This is a genomic window from Asticcacaulis sp. P4_H10, from assembly GCF_056400965.1.
The window spans coordinates 99,546-115,214 of sequence record NZ_JBFUKH010000006.1 but is presented as its reverse complement, the minus strand read 5'-3'; the positions used below and the strand labels follow the sequence as shown (position 1 = coordinate 115,214).

Below are 15,669 nucleotides of genomic sequence, written 5' to 3'. Positions count from 1 at the left end.
TTACCCGAGCCGTGAAGCGTCGGAATCCTTGATCCGCCCGCGCGGACCATGGAAGTATTCGTGGATCCACGGGTGATCCGATTTTTCCAGTTCTGCGACGCTGTCCTTGGCGACAACCTTGCGGTCGGCGAGGACGGCGACTTCGTCGCAGATAGTATAAAGACTGTCGAGGTCGTGCGTAATCATGAAAACCGTGAGATTGAGGCTTGCCGCCAGTTCCTTGATCAGGTCATCGAAGGCGGCAGCGCCGATAGGATCGAGGCCGGCAGTCGGCTCATCGAGAAAAAGAAGTTCGGCGTCGAGCGCCAATGCACGGGCCAAAGCCGTGCGCTTGATCATGCCGCCGGACAGCTCCGAAGGCATCTTGTCGGCCGAATCCATCGGCAGGCCGGCGAGACGCATCTTGAACATCGCGATGTCGCGCGCATCCTTGCGGCCCATACGCGTATATTCAAGAATCGGCGCCATGACGTTTTCGGCCACGGTCAGTGCGGTAAACAAGGCGCCGCTCTGGAACAGCACGCCCGTCTTGGCCTGGATTTGGCGACGCGTCGTCTCATTGGCCGACGCCAGCTTGTGGCCGAACAGATGTACATCGCCGGCCGACGGCTTGTGCAGGCCGAGTATCGACCGCAGCAACACCGTCTTGCCTGAGCCGGAGCCACCGACAATGCCGAGAATTTCACCGCGATTAACGGTCAGGTCCAGTTTGTCGTGAATGACCCTGTCGCCGAAACGATTGGTCAACCCGGCTATCGTGATGGGATCAGCCTCGGCGGCGCCTTTGAGTTCCGGCAGTTCCTTGATCTTCATTTTGCGCCCCGCATCAGACGTTCCAGTCCTGGAACAGGAGGGCGAACATGGCATTGAGCATGAACACGATGAAAATCGACTGAACGACGGCGGTCGTCACCTGGCGGCCCAGCGAAATGACGTCTTCCTTGACGACCAGGCCGCGGCGGCAACCGACAATGGCGATAACGGCCGCAAAAAAGGGCACCTTGATCATGCCGATGAGGAAGTTGACGAAAGGCACGTAGTCATAGGCGCGTTCGACGAAGAATTCCGGGCTGTAGTGCAGCACGCCCCAGACCACCAGCGCCCCGCCCAAAAGGCCGAATAGCGAACCGATAAAGCTGACCAGCGGCATCATGATGACCAGGGCTAGCACGCGCGGCAAGACCAGCGCTTCATAGGGGTCGATACTCATGACCTCCATGGCGTCGATTTCCTGGTTCATCTTCATGGCACCGATTTCTGCGGCGAAGGCCGAGGCGCTGCGGCCGGACAGAAGGATGGCGGCGATCAACGGCGCGAATTCGCGCAGGACGGCGATGCCGGTCAGTTCGACGGCGAAGACCGAGACGCCGAACTGGCGCAACTGGACGATGCCGAGATAGGCGATGACCGCGCCGACAAACAGGTTGGTCAGGCAGACGATCGGAATGGATTCAAGGCCGGCGCGCTGCATCAGGCTGACCAGCGCGGCCCAGCGGATGCGCGACGGCCGCGCCAGCGAGCGCAGGGTCAGGCTGATCAGGTGGCCGATAAATACCGCCTGGGCTATGAATTCGCGCCAGAAGGTGATGACCATTCGGCCAAGCCAGTTCAGCAGCGGGAAAAACGCAGGCTCTGCAGCGACGGGCTTTTTTTCAGGTTTATCTGCGGCTTCGCTCTCAGATTCGCGCACGCGAACCAGTTCGTAGAGCCCGGCGTATTTTTCCTGGTCGGCGAATATCTCGCCGTCCACCTTGCCGTCCAGAGCGGTGTGCAGCAGATAGGCGCCCGCCGTATCGAGGCTTTCCAATTCGGCGGAGACAATGCGGATGCGCTCATGGGCCTTGACCGAAGCGCGCAGGCGGTCGGCTACACCGGGCAGCCGCGAAATGACCCACTGCCCTTTCAGGCTGAGCGTGGCCATGCCGGTCCCCTCAGACGTAGCGTCTAAGGTATAGTCAGCCTTGGACATCAGGGGCGGCGATCATGGTTAAAAAAGAGCCTTAAGTCGGGTACGGCGCTCTTTATACATGATGGAGATTGATAAATTCGCAAGATTGCCCTGGCTTGTTTACATCGCATCCGTATGCATCTGGCGTTTAGCATATAAAAAAGCTGTGGGATTCGCCATGCGCGCGAAGGATTTACGCCTGTTTGACCAGACGCAGGCGGTAGATTCCCTTCAGCCCTTCCGGCGGCACCGGCTTGCCCTTGCGCACATATTCCAGCCGCCCCTGCCGCGCCAGGCCCAGGGCAACCGCCCTGACCTTGGGCAGTTCGCGCTGCCAGTTTACCGCGTCCAGCGCCTTGGCGACCTGGTTCGGGCTTATGGACTCGCCGTCTCGCACCTGCGATAAGAGCTCCAGCAGAGTCTCCTCGACTTGTGAGGACATGATTTTTTCCTTCCGGAGTAATAGCTTATGGCCAGCGAACCCAAACTTCAGACCATCACCGAGGGTGAGTTTGCCGGCTGGACCGTGGCCGAGATCAATGAGAACTTCAACGCCCTCGTCGGCCCCTACTACTACCAGAGCGACGATGCAGGAAAGGTCAAAGTGGCCTTCAAGGCGGAAAAGCGCCATCTCAATGGCGGCGGGACCGTCCACGGTGGCTGCCTGTTGACACTGGCCGACACCTCACTGTTCATCTTCGCCCTGCCGCACCTCGAAGGCGGCGGCGCTGTGACGGTACAGCTCGATTCGCAGTTTCAGGTGCCAGGTCGGCTCGATGACATCATCGTCGCCACCGGCGAGATCACCCGCGCCGGCAAGACTTTGGTCTTCGGACGCGGCGAACTGCACGCCAACGGCAAGCTGTTAATGAGCTTCACCGGTATTCTGGCGCGCAAGTCACCGCAGGGCAGCCGCGACGGCTGATCCTCGATATTACTGTAAGCCGTATATGGCGTTCGGCAGGGCCCCGACGATCGCCGCGGACAGGCAAGTCGCCAGAAAACCAGCCACCAGCGCCTTCCAGATCAGCTCCAGAAGTTCCGGACGACGGTCAGGCATCATGGCGCCATAACCGGCGACCGTAATACCGACCGAGCCGATATTGGCGAAGCCGCAGACCGCATAGGTCATCAGGATGCGCGTACGCTCCGACATGGCGCCTTCGGGAATGGCCGCCAGCTTCAGGAAGGCGACGAACTCGGTCAGCACCATCTTGACGCCCAGGATCCAGCCGGCTGTCTGGGCCTCTTTCCACGGCACGCCCATCAGCCAGGCCAGCGGCGAGAACAGAACCCCCAGCAGGCGATCGACCGTCACCGGCTGACCGTCCCACAGCGGCAGGCCGCCCAGCATCAGGTTGACCAGGGCCACCAGCGCGACCATGACGATCAGGATGGCAGCGATGCTCATGGCAACCGTCATGCCGTCGGCAGTGCCCTTGGAGATGGCGTCGATGGCGCTGTCGTATTTCAACGAGCTGCCGTAATCGACCTTTTCGTGCTCGTGGCCTTCGCGTTCCGGCACGATAATCCGCGACAACAGAACGGCCGCCGGCGCCGATACGATCGACGCGGCCAGGATGTGACCGGCGGCATTGGGCAGGACGCCCGTCAGGATCTGGACGTAGGCGACCATAGTCGAACCCGACACATTGGCCATGCCGACGACGACCAGGATAAACAATTCCGACCGAGTCAGCTTGTCGAGATAGGCGCGGATGATGATCAGGCTCTCGACATTGCCGACGAATATGCCCGACGCCACACCCAGAGCAGACGCGCCACCGAGGCCGATCGTCTTCTCGAAGATGACTCCGAAGAAGCGGATGATGACTTTCAACACGCCGATATGCCACAGCAGCGCCGACAGCGCGCCAATGACGATGATCAGCGGCAGGACCCGCAGGGCGAAGACGAAGAGGGCGCCCTGGTTGACGACTGCATAGGGCTGATCACCGCCGCCCATATAGCCGAAGACGAACTGCATGCCCTGCATGGTGGCGTCCGACAGGGCCTGCATACCGGCGCCCACGCTATCGAGTACAGCGTGCGATTGCGGCAGCGCAAACAGGAGGACGATCAGCCCGACCTGGACCAGTATGGCGCCGATCGCAAGCTTGACCGGAAAACGCTTCTTGTTTTCGGAAAGCAGCCAACACGCGGCCAGCATGACGACGATGCCCAGGAGGCTTTGCAGGTTTTCCGGGCCGTAGGTAAATGACATGAACCACTCTGGTTATTTGCTTTGAAGCGATATTACACCGAAAACCGCTCCACACTTTTCGGTATATCGCTTCGGCACGCCGATACGCGCGTGCGGCTGCACTTTTCGATAACAGGCGTAACGATTGCAAGCGATTTTTGCGCGCCGGCTTTACGCGGGCTGCTTTAGGCCGGTTGTCTGGCGCCCGTGCCACGGACGCGCTGGATAACGTCCGACAACTTGGCCGCCAGGGTCGTCGGCGCGAACGGCTTGGGGATATAGTCGTCCATGCCCGCATCAAGGCAGCGTTCGCGGTCTCCCATCAGGGCATGGGCTGTCATGCCGATAATGGCGATATCGCCGCCAGCCGCGCCGCCCAGCGCCCGCACCCGCCGCGTCGCCTCCAGCCCGTCCATGCCGGGCATCTGCACATCCATCAACACAACGGCATAGTCCTGCCGTTTCGCCAGCCTTTCCAGCGCCTCGATGCCCGTTTCGGCGACATCGCATTCATAGCCCATGGCTTCCAGCAGGCTTGTCGCGACAAGCACATTGGCCGGATGATCTTCGACCAGCAGGATACGGTGCGGCGTCGTGGCCGCGTCGATGACCGGCGCTGCGAGGGGGACGGGAATCGCCGCATCACACTTTTCCATCGTCAGATTGACGGTGAAGGTCGACCCGTGCCCTTCCCGGCTCTCGACGGTTAGCCTGCCACCCATCAGTTCGGTGAGCGTGCGGGAGATGGCAAGCCCCAGGCCTGTGCCGCCATATTTGCGGCTGATCGACGAGTCCGCCTGGCTGAACTTGTCGAAAATGGTCGCCAGCTTGGCCTCTGGAATGCCGATCCCGGTATCAGCGACCGCCAGCGTAACCGCATCGCGGCCGTCACCCGCCCGCGCGTCGCCGACAATAATGCGCACGCCACCGCTTTCGGTGAACTTGACGGCATTGCTACACAGGTTGACCAGTATCTGCTTGAGCTTGCCAGGATCCCCAAGGAAGGGTCGATGGTCGCTTAAGCCGCCCTCGACGGCAAACGACAGGCCCTTTTCCTCGCAGGCAACCTCCATCATCTGTACAACCTCCTGGACCAGGGGGCACAGGGTAAAGGGTATGGCCTCCAGCGTGACCGCGCCGGCTTCCAGGCGCGATACGTCGAGCAGGTCGTTGATCAGTTCCAGCAGCGACGCTGCGCTCTTACCCAGCGTATCGATATATTCGCGCTGCTGATCGCTCAGAGGCTCGCTGCGCTCCAGCAGGTGCGACAGGCCGATGACGGCATTCATCGGCGTGCGGATTTCGTGGCTCATATTGGCCAGGAATTCGCTCTTGGCGCGACTGGCCGCCTCGGCCTCATCGCGGGCGGCGATCAGGTCGTGCGTCTGCTCGATGATCAGTTCCTGCAGATTGTCGCGGTGGCGGCGCAACTCGTCCTTGGCGGCGCGCGTTGCGGCCTCGCCTTCGGCCAGTTCGCGCGTCCGGTCCTCGACCTTGTGTTCAAGCGTCTCGTTGAGCAGGCGCAATTCAGCCTCGGCCGCCTTGCGATCAGTGATGTCGACCGCCGCGCCATAGATCAACTTGCCTTCGGCGTCCGGCCGCGCTCGCCAGGTCAGCCAGCGATAACCGCCGTTCTTGTGGCGATAGCGGTTTTCAAAATCGATCAGTTCGCCGCCGTTCAGCACATAGGGGCCGGTGGCCCGCGTCGCTTCCAGGTCATCGGGGTGCAGCAGTTCGGACAAAGGAATCTTCACGATTTCCTCGGCCGTCCAGCCCAGCGTCCGTTCGCACGCCGGATTGACGCTTGATACATAGCCATCGACCTTGAAGGTCATCAGAATGTCGGTTGCCACGTCGAAGAAGCGCGCCCGTTCGGCCTCGGCCTGCTTGCGGTCCTCGATGTCCATGCAAGCGCCGGTAAAGCCGATAAAGGCGCCGCCTGCGTCGAAGCGCGGCCCGCCTCGGTCCAGAATCCAGCGATAGCCGCCCGAATGGTGACGCAGGCGGTATTCGACTTGAGAGGGCTGACGGGCCGACAGGTTGCGGTGATAGGTCTCGACGCAGATTTGCCGGTCATCGGGATGGACGCTGTCCACCCAGCCGTCACCCATCTCCTGCTCCAGCGTCCGGCCGGTAAAGTCCAGCCACTGCTGATTGAACCAGACGCAGTCACCCGACGCATCCGCTACCCACACCAAGGCCGGCAGGGAATTGGCCAGCGTTTCAAACAGGCCCGTATCCTGCGCCGACTTGATCTCGCTGAACACCCGCTCCCTGGTCATGACGCTTTATAACGCGCAATCGACGAAAATGAAAAGTGGCACACCCCGGCTGATTGTCGCTGCGCCGGCAGAATCCGCGATTCGCTGAAAATCCTTGGCTTTGCCGGACGTAATAGATGTGACAATCGGCATAAGTGGTCTTAGAGTGCTGAAAAATACGCCGAATCCGTCCGTTCGGCGCAACACCATCATGCCGCGAGCAGACATGACGACTCTGAACGACGCCACAGTCCGCCACCTCCTGGTCGTCGACGACGACGACCGCATCCGCACCCTGCTCAAGGAGTTTCTGTCGCGGCACGGTTTCCGTGTTACGGCCGCGGCGCACGCCGACGCCGCCAAACGCATGCTGCAACTGCTCGACTTCGACCTGCTGATCCTCGATGTCATGATGCCGGGCGAAGACGGTTTCTCGCTGTCGAAATGGGTGCGCGCCAACTCGACCGTCCCCATCCTGATCCTGACGGCGCGAGGCGATTCCGACGACCGCATCACGGGCCTGAGCCTCGGCGCCGACGATTATCTCGCCAAGCCGTTCGAGCCGCAGGAACTGCTGCTGCGCATCGAAGCCATCCTCAGGCGCACAGGCGTCAAGTCGGCCCTGCCCAAATCTATTGCCATGGGCCCCTTCACCTTTGACCTGGAACGCGCCGAACTCAGCAAGGGCGGCAGCCCGATCCGCCTGACCGAGGCCGAATCGCAATTGCTGAAATACCTGGCCGAACGCGCCAATGTGCCAGTCGACCGCATGGACCTGGCCAAGGACAGCGTCGACACCACCGGCCGCGCCGTCGATGTCCAGGTCACCCGCCTGCGCCGCAAGATCGAGCAGGACCCCAAGAACCCGCGCTACCTGCAAACCGTACGTGGCAAGGGCTATATGCTGGCGCCGGATTAGTGGAGCCCCCACGCGCAAATCCCTTCAAGCTGCCTCGTTTTCGCTTCTGGTCGCGCTTCCTGAAGCGCAATTTCCCGCGCACCCTGATGGCACGGGTGCTCCTGATCATTGTCCTGCCCATTATCGTCATGCAGGTCCTGATCACCTGGATGTTCTTCGACATGCACTGGGAGGCGGTTACCGCCAAGCTCTCCGAAGCCATGGCCGGCGATGTCGCCTGGGCCGTCAGCGCCTATGAGGAAAACCCGACCCCTGCCAATCTGGAGCACATCCAGAAACAGGCGAGCGTCCCCATGCAGTTGTCGATCGTTCTGCAAAAAAATGCCGCCCTGCCCGAAAGCCAGCGCCAGTCGATCTTCGTGCCGCTGGACCGCGCCATCGACCGCGCCCTGCGTAGCAGGCTCGACAACCCCTACTGGTTTGATACCACGCGCTATCCCGGCCACCTCGATATTCGCGTCAAGGTGAAAGGCGGCACGCTGCGCATTATCACCCCCAAGGACCGGGCGTTCGCCACCACCGGCTATATCTTCATCTTCTGGATGGTCGGCGCCACCTTTGTGCTCACCACCGTCGCCACCCTCTTCATCCGCAACCAGGTCCGCGCCATCGAGCGGCTGGCCGAAGCCGCTGCGAAGTTCGGCCGCGGCGAGGACGATCCGGCCTTCAAGCCCTATGGCGCCACCGAGGTCCGCTCGGCCGCCAACGCCTTCTTGGAGATGAAGGAGCGCATCCAGCGCCAGATCGAACAGCGCACCACCCTGCTCGCCTCAGTCAGCCACGACCTGCGCACGCCGCTAACGCGCCTTAAGCTCGAACTGGCCATGACGGAGCAGGACGCCGCCGCCCAGCGCATGAAGCAGGACGTGTCGGAAATGGCCTATATGATCGACGAATACCTGGCCTTCGCACGCGGTGAAATCAACGAGGACACCGACACCGTCACCGTGCACGGCCTCGTCGACGGCATCCGCGACAGCACCCGCCGCGCCGGCCATGCCCTCGATGTCGACCTGCCGGCCGAACAGATTTCCGTCCGCATCCGCACCCTGTCGATTCAGCGCGCCCTGACCAATCTGGTCATGAACGGATTTCACTACGGCAAGCACGTCCGGCTGTCGGCCGAACTGACGACGACAAAGGACAGCCGTATCCTGGCCATGCACGTCGATGACGACGGCCCAGGCATCGCGCCCGAAAAGCGCGAGGACGCCTTCAAGCCGTTTTCGCGTCTCGACGATTCCCGCAACCAGAACATCCAGGGCGTGGGCTTAGGCTTGGCGATCGCGCGCGACATCGTGCGCGGCCACGGCGGCGACCTGACGCTCGACACGTCTCCCATGGGTGGCTTGCGCGCCACGATCACCCTGCCGGCGGAATAAAGTCGCCCTATCCTGCGACGGCGTTCGCGAAACTGTCACAAAAACCGACTACGCAACCCGGCAACACAGACACGAGTTTTGCCATGACACTTCGCCGCCTGCTGGTCGCTGCCTCGGCGCTTGCCCTCACCGCTGCTTTAAGCGCCTGCGCACCGCTTCACTCAGAACTGACCTCGGATTCAAAGCTGGTCGCCAACGGCACCGGTACGCCCGTCCGGGCCAGCGCAGAGACCGCCGCCGTCGGCAGCAAGAACCTCGACAGCGCCGACGATCCGGAAGTGTGGGTCAATCCGGCCAACGCCTCCGACTCCCTGATCATCGCCACCGACAAGAAGGCCGGCCTATATCTCTACAATATCGACGGCTCGGTCGCCGATTTCGTCGCCCACGGCCCGCTCAACAATGTCGATCTGCGCAATACGCCGGAAGGCCCGCTGGTCGCCGCCTCCGATCGCGTCAATAACGGCGTCGCCCTGTTCCGCCTAAGCCCTGCGCACAAGCTCGAAACCCTGGCCTTCCTGCCGCTCAAGACCTCCGAGGCCTATGGCTTCTGCATGGGCGTCGTCAATGGCGCGACCGTCGTCGCCGTCGTTGGCATCAATGGCGACGTCGCCATCGCCAGGCTCAACACCACCGGTGGCTACACCCTGTCGGACGAAAAGCGCTTCGCCGTCGGCACCCAGTCCGAAGGCTGTGTCATCGACGACCAGACCGGCCAATTCTATGTGGCCGAGGAAAATGTCGGCATCTGGCAATACAGCCTGGAAGACTGGGCCGCAGTCGGCACTGGCCGCAAGCAACTGGCCGCCGCCCCTTCGGACACGCTCAAGCCCGATGTCGAAGGCCTGACCATCCTGCGCGAAGGCTCCAAAACCTATCTGATCGCTTCGTCCCAGGGCGACAGCGCCTTTGCCGTCTGGCGCATTGATGGCACTGCCCCCATCGCGTCCGGTCGCTTCTCGATCTTCCCCGGTAACGGCATCGATGCCGTCACCGGCACCGATGGCGTCGCGGCACTGGGCGGCCCCGTAGGCCCCTATCCGAATGGTGTTGTGGTGATGCAGGACGATTCAGACACGGACGGCGAAGCCCCGACGTCAATGCGCGTGAAGCAGAACTTCAAAATCGTCGATTGGAACAATATCAAGCAGGCCTTGAAGCTTAACTAAAGGCAAGGGTCCGAAGGACCCTTGACCCGTAACTTAGCCGAGTTCCTTGGAACGCTTGTGCGCAGCCTGGACGGCTTCGAGGATCAGTTCGTCGAGGCCATCGCCCGGCGCGCAGAGCACGTTCAACGCAGCTTCCGTCGTACCGCCCGGAGATGCGACCTTCCTGATCAGGTCGTCGGGTTCTTCACCGGTGGTGTCCAACAAGCGCGCCGCCGAAATCAGCGTGCCGCGCGCCAGATCGCGCGCATGGCCGTACGACAGGCCGGTTGCACGCCCAGCTTTTTCGAGCGCGCGGACAAACGCGTAGACATAGGCAGGCCCCGAGCCTGACACCGCCGTCGCGGAGTCCATCAGGCCTTCTTCTTTCAGCACAACGGTGGACGCCATCGGCTGGAACAGCCCGCACGCGGCATCGAGCGCGCTCGGCCCCTCGGCAAAGATGCTGGCCACGCCCTTGCCGGTCGCAACCCCGGTCGTCGGCATTACCCGCGCGACCGCATGGCCTTCAAACGCCTGCTGCAACGACGGGGTCTGCACCCCAGCCATGACCGATACCAGCACGGCTTCGGCGTTCAAATTGCCACGGAGAATCTGCGCCACCGCATGCCAACCCTGCGGCTTGACCGCCAGGATAACCGTGCCGGCGGCCTTCCACTCTTCCGGCTGCGGGTTCAGCTTGGCGCCATCCGCAGCCCAGGCCTGCGCTTCCTCGCCCGGCTTAAGATCGAGGATCATCATATCCGCAGGCTGGACGTGCCCACCGATGCGCATGCCCTTGAGCATGGAAGACCCCAGCGCGCCAGCGCCGATCAGAAGAATAGGTTTGGGCAACATGCTCAGGCCTCGCCCCGCGTTTCGAACAGGCAGGCGGCAAAAGCGTCCCGGGCCGTTTCCACGCCCTTGAACCAGAAGTCGAATGCTGGATAGAAGCGGTCGACCGCCTCAGCGGCGCTGTTGATCATGTGCGCGCTGGATGTCACCGAAGCGCGCTCGATAGGATTGATCGCCACTGTATGGCGGAAGACAATATCATAGGCGCCCATGCCCATCTTGTCCGCGCCGGCCTGCATTTCGGCTTCGGCGTCGCGGAAGACCTCGAAATGGCCGAACCAGACATGCTGGTTGACGAGGGCCAGCAGCTCATAGAGTCCCGGCAGGCGCTCCGGCGTCAGCGGCCGCCCCGCACCGGTTTCAACATCCAGCGAGCAGCACAGTTGCAGGCACTCGCCTTCCGGCCGCCACGAAAACCACATTTCGTAGGTGCGCCAGTCGCCGCTCAGGGCGAAACCAAGATCGCCTTCCGGCGTACGTTCGAATTCAAGGCCTTCCTCGGCGAGGATCGATTCCACCATGTCGAGCGGATCGAAGGCGGCATCGCTGTCATAGGCCTGGGGGGTGTTCATATGTATCTCTGAGCTTAAATAGACGGGTCGGATGCGGCCTTCTTTGCCGTCTTCGTGCCCTTGAGTGTCGCGATTTCCTCGCGCAGTGCAGCGATTTCCGCCTTCAGCACGTCCAACTCGTCGCGGCGCACAAGGTCCATATCCGCCACGAAACGGTCGGCCTGGGCCCGGAAGGCCGCCTTGGCTTCGTCACCCGCGGCCTGGGCCAGGCCCATCGCGGACGTGGTCAGCTTGGCCATTTCGTCAAAGAACGGATGCTGGCTCTGCATGGGGAGGTCTCCTGCCAAACGCTTTTAATATAGAGTCTTATAGGCCATATCGCGCTTGCAACAAAGTTTTTCATGATTCTTGCCGTCGTCAGCGCGAATTTGTCGCGACGCCGACAAATGAAGTTGATAAAAAACGCCGCAGCCATTCCAGGAGACCGGGGCATCATGACACTGCGCTTGCCGGACATCGATCCGGTCATCTTCCATGTCGGCCCGCTGGCCATCCGCTGGTACGCCCTCGCCTATGTCGCGGGTATCGTGCTCGGCTGGCTCTACGCCGGCAAGCTGTTGCGCAAACTCGAACTGTGGCCGAACGGCAAGGCGCCGGTTACGGCCGACCAGATCGATGACCTGATCCTGTGGCTGACCGGCGGCGTCATCCTGGGCGGCCGGATCGGCTACGTCCTGGCCTACGATGCCTCGATCATCTGGAAAGACCCGATACAGGTACTGCAGATCTGGAACGGCGGCATGGCCTTCCATGGCGGCTTCCTGGGCGTCGTCGTCGCGACCATCCTGTGGGCGCGCTCCAACCGCTTCACCCTGCCCCAGATGCTCAATCTCGGCGACCTGATGGCCATGGCCGCGCCGATCGGCCTGTTCCTGGGCCGCATCGCCAACTTTATCAATGGCGAACTGTGGGGACGTCCGACCGACCTGCCGTGGGGCATGGTGTTCTGTAACAAGTATGTCAACCTCCAGTATGGTGGCGCCTGTCCGGCCGGCGAAGTCGCCCGCCATCCCAGCCAGCTCTACGAAGCCTTTGGCGAAGGCCTGCTGTTGTTCGCCCTCGTCTGGTTCCTGGCTTTCCGCCTTAAGAAGCTGCACAAGCCCGGCATGATCATGGGCGTCTTTATCGCCGGCTATGGTATTATCCGCATCCTGCTGGAAAGCGTCCGCAATCCCGATGCGCAAATGCTGCCCTTCTTCAGGGAAGTCCTCACCATGGGCACTCTCCTGTCCCTGCCCATGGTCGCGACCGGCGCCTGGCTGATCTGGCGTGCCCACAAGACGCCGACGCCCGAACCGGAGCCTGTCAAGGTGACGGATGAGGAAGTCCCCACGCCTGCGGATAACGGCACGGCGGCCTGATCTTGAGTCTGAAACAGAGGCTGATCGAGGAGATCATACTGGACGGACCTATCAGCGTTGCCGACTATATGGCGCGCTGCCTGCTCGATCCCATAGATGGCTATTACACCCAGCGTCCTGCCCTGGGCGCCGACGGCGACTTCATCACCGCCCCCATGGTGTCACAGATGTTCGGCGAGATGATCGGCGTCTGGGTCGCTGAAACATGGATGGCGATGGGCGCGCCCAAATTCCGGCTGGTCGAAATCGGTGGTGGCGACGGCACGCTCATGAGCGACATCCTGCGCGTCGCGGCACGCGTGCCGGGCCTCAAAGACGCGGCCCGGATCACCATGATAGAGCCCTCACCCGTCCTGCGCGAGCGGCAGGCAACAGTCGTGCCCGATGCGGAGCTAATGCCGGCCGTCGAAGCCATGCCGGATGACCTGCCTCTGATTATCGTCGCCAATGAGGTTTTGGATTGCCTGCCCGCGCGCCAGTATGTGCGCGTCGATGGCAACTGGCACGAACGGCTGGTCGGCGTACGTGACGACGCGCTCGCTTTCGGCCTGGCGCCTGAAAATTCACAATTTCCGGAAATTTCGAATTGCAATAACGGCGATCTTTTTGAATATAGCCCCGAGCAGGTTCGCTTCACGCGCGCCCTAGGCGAAAAGCTTAAAGTCGCGAGCGGTGCTGCTCTGCTGATCGACTACGGTCGCGACCGTCCTGAGCCCGGAGATACGCTGCAAGCGCTCTGCCGTCATCAGAAGCGCGATCCGTTGGAAGCTCCCGGCGAACACGACCTGACCGTCTGGGCGGACTTTCCGGTTGTCGCGTCTACAGCCACTCAAGCCGGCCTGGCGACGTCCGGCATCACGACCCAGGCCGCGTTCCTGCAACGCATGGGTATCGACGCAAGGCTAGACGCATTGAAAGCTTCCAACCCGTCGCAAACAGACAAACTCCAGCGCCAGTTCGACCGCCTTGTGGCTCAGGACCAGATGGGCGAACTGTTCAAGGCGATTGCGTTCGCTTCTTCGCCATCAATTCCCCTGATCGGGCTTGAAGGTTAAGGGACGCGCTCGTAAGTAGGCCTACCGCTGCTCATAGGTACCGTCATGTCTCCCCTGCCCCCGCGCATTATTCACCCCCTGCTCGACCTGCCGGGCATTCAGCACGGCTTCTTCACGCGCCGCGGCGGCGTCTCGGAAGGCATCTATGACAGTCTGAATATTGGCCTCGGTTCAAAGGACGACCAAGCGGCCGTCACCGAAAACCGCAAGCTGGTAGCCGCCGCTTTCGACCGCCCGTCCGACCATCTCCTCAGCCTCTACCAGGTCCATTCCAACGTAGCGCGCGACGTTAATGGTCCGTGGACCGAGGACCGCCCCGAAGCCGACGGTTTGGTCACCACCACGCCCGGTCTGATCCTGTCAGCCCTGTCCGCTGACTGCTCGCCACTACTGTTCGCTGATCCGGTCAACCGCGTTATCGGCTCGTGCCACGCCGGCTGGAAAGGCGCGCTGCACGGCATGATCGAAGCCACACTCGACCTGATGCTGTCCAAGGGCGCCAGGCTCAATGAAATCCGCTGCGTCATTGGTCCGTGCATAGCCCAGGCCTCCTACGAGGTCGGCGCCGACTATGCCGAAACCTTCGCCAACGCCGATCCTGACAGCCCGGCCTTCTTCATTCCGGGCGCATCACCTGACAAGCGCATGTTCGATCTGCCAGGCTACTGCCTGATGCGGGTCAAGCGCGCCGGCGTGCTTCTGGCGGCCACAACCGGCCACGATACACGCGCCGATGAATCGCTTTTCTTTTCAAACCGCCGTGCGTTTCTCAATGGTGAACCGGACTATGGCCGCCTGATCTCGTGCATCATGCTGCGGGCATGATTTTCTCAGTGATATGACAATTTAACCTTGAACCTGTAGCTTCGCCTGCTAAAAGCCCGGCATCTGCGCCGCCCCTCTCGCAGACGTTTCCAGGAATGTGTACATGAAGCTGCTCGCCGCCAATTCCAACCGCACACTCGGTCAGGCCATAGGCGACTATCTCGACATGCCGCTGACCAAGGCGCGCGTGCAACGCTTCCTCGACAACGAGATCTTTGTCACGATCGATGAAAACGTCCGCGGTGAAGACGTCTTCGTCATCCAGTCGACCAGCTTCCCGGCCAACGACAACCTGATGGAACTGCTGATCTGCATCGACGCGCTGACCCGCGCCTCGGCCAAGCGGATCACAGCCGTCATCCCCTATTTCGGCTATGCCCGCCAGGACCGCAAGACCGGCGGCCGCACGCCCATCTCTGCCAAGCTGGTCGCTAACCTGATCACCCGCGCCGGCGCCCACCGCGTCCTGACGATGGACCTGCACGCCGGCCAGATCCAGGGCTTCTTCGATATCCCGACCGACAACCTGGTCGCCATTCCCTTCATGGCCAAGGATATCAAGTCGAACTATTCCGATCCGCACGAACTGATGATCGTGTCACCCGACGTCGGCGGCGTGGTCCGCGCCCGCGCCCTGGCCGACCGTCTGAATGTCGATCTGGCCATCGTCGACAAGCGCCGTCCGCGCCCAGGCGAATCCGAGGTCATGAACATCATTGGTGACGTCACCGACCGCCGCTGCATCTTGTTCGACGACATCGTCGATTCCGCCGGCACGCTGTGCCACGCCGCCCAGGCTTTGATGGAGCGCGGTGCGCGCTCGGTTTCGGCCTATGTCAGCCACGGCGTCCTGTCGGGCCCGGCCCTGGAACGCGTCGCCAACTCCGTCCTGACCGAACTGGTCATCACGGACTCGATCGAGGCGACCGAAGCCATCCGCCAGAACCCGAAAATCCGTCTGGTCGGCGTCGCGCCCCTGATTGGCGAAGCCATCCGCCGCATCGCTAACGAAGAATCCGTATCAAAACTTTTTGATTGATGCAGCACAATAAGGCGCTTGTAAAAATAGCGTCTTTTCCATCTTGTAAACTTATTGCGTGTTCGGTCTGAACGTGCTGATTAAAGACGTCGGAACCGGCCAGG

At 61.8% G+C, this 15,669-nt stretch carries 16 protein-coding genes; 8 read left to right on the top strand and 8 right to left on the bottom strand.

Annotation, left to right across the window (positions count from 1 at the left end; all coding sequences use genetic code 11):
* The 3 genes from AC1DON_RS12285 to AC1DON_RS12275 all read right to left on the bottom strand — a co-directional run bounded on the left by AC1DON_RS12285 (position 1) and on the right by AC1DON_RS12275 (position 2,390).
* A complete protein-coding gene (locus AC1DON_RS12285; RefSeq protein ID WP_476935089.1) occupies positions 1-813 on the bottom strand; it encodes an ABC transporter ATP-binding protein in 813 nt (270 codons plus the stop codon).
* 13 nt (positions 814-826) lie between these two features.
* Positions 827-1,921, bottom strand: a complete 1,095-nt coding sequence (locus AC1DON_RS12280; RefSeq protein WP_476935088.1) for an MlaE family ABC transporter permease — start codon at positions 1,919-1,921, stop codon at positions 827-829.
* A 220-nt stretch (positions 1,922-2,141) separates the two neighbouring features.
* Positions 2,142-2,390: a DUF3253 domain-containing protein gene (locus tag AC1DON_RS12275; RefSeq protein ID WP_476935087.1), complete on the bottom strand. Its 249-nt coding sequence runs from the start codon at positions 2,388-2,390 to the stop codon at positions 2,142-2,144.
* A gap of 27 nt (positions 2,391-2,417) precedes the next feature.
* Between AC1DON_RS12275 and AC1DON_RS12270 the strand changes: the two genes are divergently transcribed.
* Positions 2,418-2,873, top strand: a complete 456-nt coding sequence (locus AC1DON_RS12270; RefSeq protein ID WP_476935086.1) for a PaaI family thioesterase — start codon at positions 2,418-2,420, stop codon at positions 2,871-2,873.
* A gap of 9 nt (positions 2,874-2,882) precedes the next feature.
* Here the strand turns inward: AC1DON_RS12270 and AC1DON_RS12265 are convergent, their stop codons facing one another.
* Both AC1DON_RS12265 and AC1DON_RS12260 read right to left on the bottom strand, forming a co-directional pair.
* Entirely contained in the window at positions 2,883-4,172 is a 1,290-nt protein-coding gene (locus AC1DON_RS12265; RefSeq protein ID WP_476935085.1) for a NupC/NupG family nucleoside CNT transporter, read from the bottom strand.
* A 164-nt stretch (positions 4,173-4,336) separates the two neighbouring features.
* Positions 4,337-6,433 (bottom strand): PAS domain-containing hybrid sensor histidine kinase/response regulator, encoded by a 2,097-nt coding sequence (locus tag AC1DON_RS12260; protein WP_476935084.1) that lies wholly within the window; start codon positions 6,431-6,433, stop codon positions 4,337-4,339.
* Positions 6,434-6,638: 205 nt separating this feature from the next.
* Between AC1DON_RS12260 and AC1DON_RS12255 the strand changes: the two genes are divergently transcribed.
* The 3 genes from AC1DON_RS12255 to AC1DON_RS12245 all read left to right on the top strand — a co-directional run bounded on the left by AC1DON_RS12255 (position 6,639) and on the right by AC1DON_RS12245 (position 9,882).
* Positions 6,639-7,331 (top strand): response regulator, encoded by a 693-nt coding sequence (locus AC1DON_RS12255; protein WP_476935083.1) that lies wholly within the window; start codon positions 6,639-6,641, stop codon positions 7,329-7,331.
* An 86-nt stretch (positions 7,332-7,417) separates the two neighbouring features.
* Positions 7,418-8,713: an ATP-binding protein gene (locus AC1DON_RS12250; protein ID WP_476935328.1), complete on the top strand. Its 1,296-nt coding sequence runs from the start codon at positions 7,418-7,420 to the stop codon at positions 8,711-8,713.
* Between the two features lie 83 nt (positions 8,714-8,796).
* Entirely contained in the window at positions 8,797-9,882 is a 1,086-nt protein-coding gene (locus tag AC1DON_RS12245) for a phytase (RefSeq protein WP_476935082.1), read from the top strand.
* 33 nt (positions 9,883-9,915) lie between these two features.
* On the opposite strand, the gene proC is transcribed toward AC1DON_RS12245, so the two are convergent.
* From proC to AC1DON_RS12230, 3 genes are read right to left on the bottom strand one after another with little or no spacing between them, the layout of a single operon-like run.
* A complete protein-coding gene (gene proC / locus AC1DON_RS12240; protein WP_476935081.1) occupies positions 9,916-10,716 on the bottom strand; it encodes a pyrroline-5-carboxylate reductase in 801 nt (266 codons plus the stop codon).
* A gap of 2 nt (positions 10,717-10,718) precedes the next feature.
* Positions 10,719-11,285, bottom strand: a complete 567-nt coding sequence (locus AC1DON_RS12235; protein WP_476935080.1) for a type III secretion system chaperone family protein — start codon at positions 11,283-11,285, stop codon at positions 10,719-10,721.
* Between the two features lie 14 nt (positions 11,286-11,299).
* Positions 11,300-11,554: an accessory factor UbiK family protein gene (locus AC1DON_RS12230; protein ID WP_476935079.1), complete on the bottom strand. Its 255-nt coding sequence runs from the start codon at positions 11,552-11,554 to the stop codon at positions 11,300-11,302.
* 171 nt (positions 11,555-11,725) lie between these two features.
* On the opposite strand from AC1DON_RS12230, the gene lgt reads away from it, so the two are divergent.
* The 4 genes from lgt to AC1DON_RS12210 all read left to right on the top strand — a co-directional run bounded on the left by lgt (position 11,726) and on the right by AC1DON_RS12210 (position 15,565).
* On the top strand, positions 11,726-12,646 hold the full coding sequence (lgt, locus tag AC1DON_RS12225) for a prolipoprotein diacylglyceryl transferase (protein ID WP_476935327.1): 921 nt from the start codon (positions 11,726-11,728) through the stop codon (positions 12,644-12,646).
* Between the two features lie 2 nt (positions 12,647-12,648).
* A complete protein-coding gene (locus tag AC1DON_RS12220) occupies positions 12,649-13,701 on the top strand; it encodes a class I SAM-dependent methyltransferase (protein ID WP_476935078.1) in 1,053 nt (350 codons plus the stop codon).
* Between the two features lie 45 nt (positions 13,702-13,746).
* Positions 13,747-14,526, top strand: a complete 780-nt coding sequence (pgeF, locus tag AC1DON_RS12215) for a peptidoglycan editing factor PgeF (RefSeq protein WP_476935077.1) — start codon at positions 13,747-13,749, stop codon at positions 14,524-14,526.
* A gap of 103 nt (positions 14,527-14,629) precedes the next feature.
* Complete coding sequence (locus AC1DON_RS12210; RefSeq protein WP_476935076.1) at positions 14,630-15,565, top strand: ribose-phosphate pyrophosphokinase; 936 nt, start codon at positions 14,630-14,632, stop codon at positions 15,563-15,565.
* Positions 15,566-15,669 lie beyond the last annotated feature (104 nt).

Bases quoted from the DNA above. Each gene is read 5' to 3' on its own strand.
- AC1DON_RS12285 (WP_476935089.1), bottom strand. From the start codon at position 813: ATGAAGATCAAGGAACTGCCGGAACTCAAAGGCGCCGCCGAGGCTGAT.
- AC1DON_RS12280 (WP_476935088.1), bottom strand. From the start codon at position 1,921: ATGGCCACGCTCAGCCTGAAAGGGCAGTGGGTCATTTCGCGGCTGCCC.
- AC1DON_RS12275 (WP_476935087.1), bottom strand. From the start codon at position 2,390: ATGTCCTCACAAGTCGAGGAGACTCTGCTGGAGCTCTTATCGCAGGTG.
- AC1DON_RS12270 (WP_476935086.1), top strand. From the start codon at position 2,418: ATGGCCAGCGAACCCAAACTTCAGACCATCACCGAGGGTGAGTTTGCC.
- AC1DON_RS12265 (WP_476935085.1), bottom strand. From the start codon at position 4,172: ATGTCATTTACCTACGGCCCGGAAAACCTGCAAAGCCTCCTGGGCATC.
- AC1DON_RS12260 (WP_476935084.1), bottom strand. From the start codon at position 6,433: ATGACCAGGGAGCGGGTGTTCAGCGAGATCAAGTCGGCGCAGGATACG.
- AC1DON_RS12255 (WP_476935083.1), top strand. From the start codon at position 6,639: ATGACGACTCTGAACGACGCCACAGTCCGCCACCTCCTGGTCGTCGAC.
- AC1DON_RS12250 (WP_476935328.1), top strand. From the start codon at position 7,418: ATGGCACGGGTGCTCCTGATCATTGTCCTGCCCATTATCGTCATGCAG.
- AC1DON_RS12245 (WP_476935082.1), top strand. From the start codon at position 8,797: ATGACACTTCGCCGCCTGCTGGTCGCTGCCTCGGCGCTTGCCCTCACC.
- proC (WP_476935081.1), bottom strand. From the start codon at position 10,716: ATGTTGCCCAAACCTATTCTTCTGATCGGCGCTGGCGCGCTGGGGTCT.
- AC1DON_RS12235 (WP_476935080.1), bottom strand. From the start codon at position 11,285: ATGAACACCCCCCAGGCCTATGACAGCGATGCCGCCTTCGATCCGCTC.
- AC1DON_RS12230 (WP_476935079.1), bottom strand. From the start codon at position 11,554: ATGCAGAGCCAGCATCCGTTCTTTGACGAAATGGCCAAGCTGACCACG.
- pgeF (WP_476935077.1), top strand. From the start codon at position 13,747: ATGTCTCCCCTGCCCCCGCGCATTATTCACCCCCTGCTCGACCTGCCG.
- AC1DON_RS12210 (WP_476935076.1), top strand. From the start codon at position 14,630: ATGAAGCTGCTCGCCGCCAATTCCAACCGCACACTCGGTCAGGCCATA.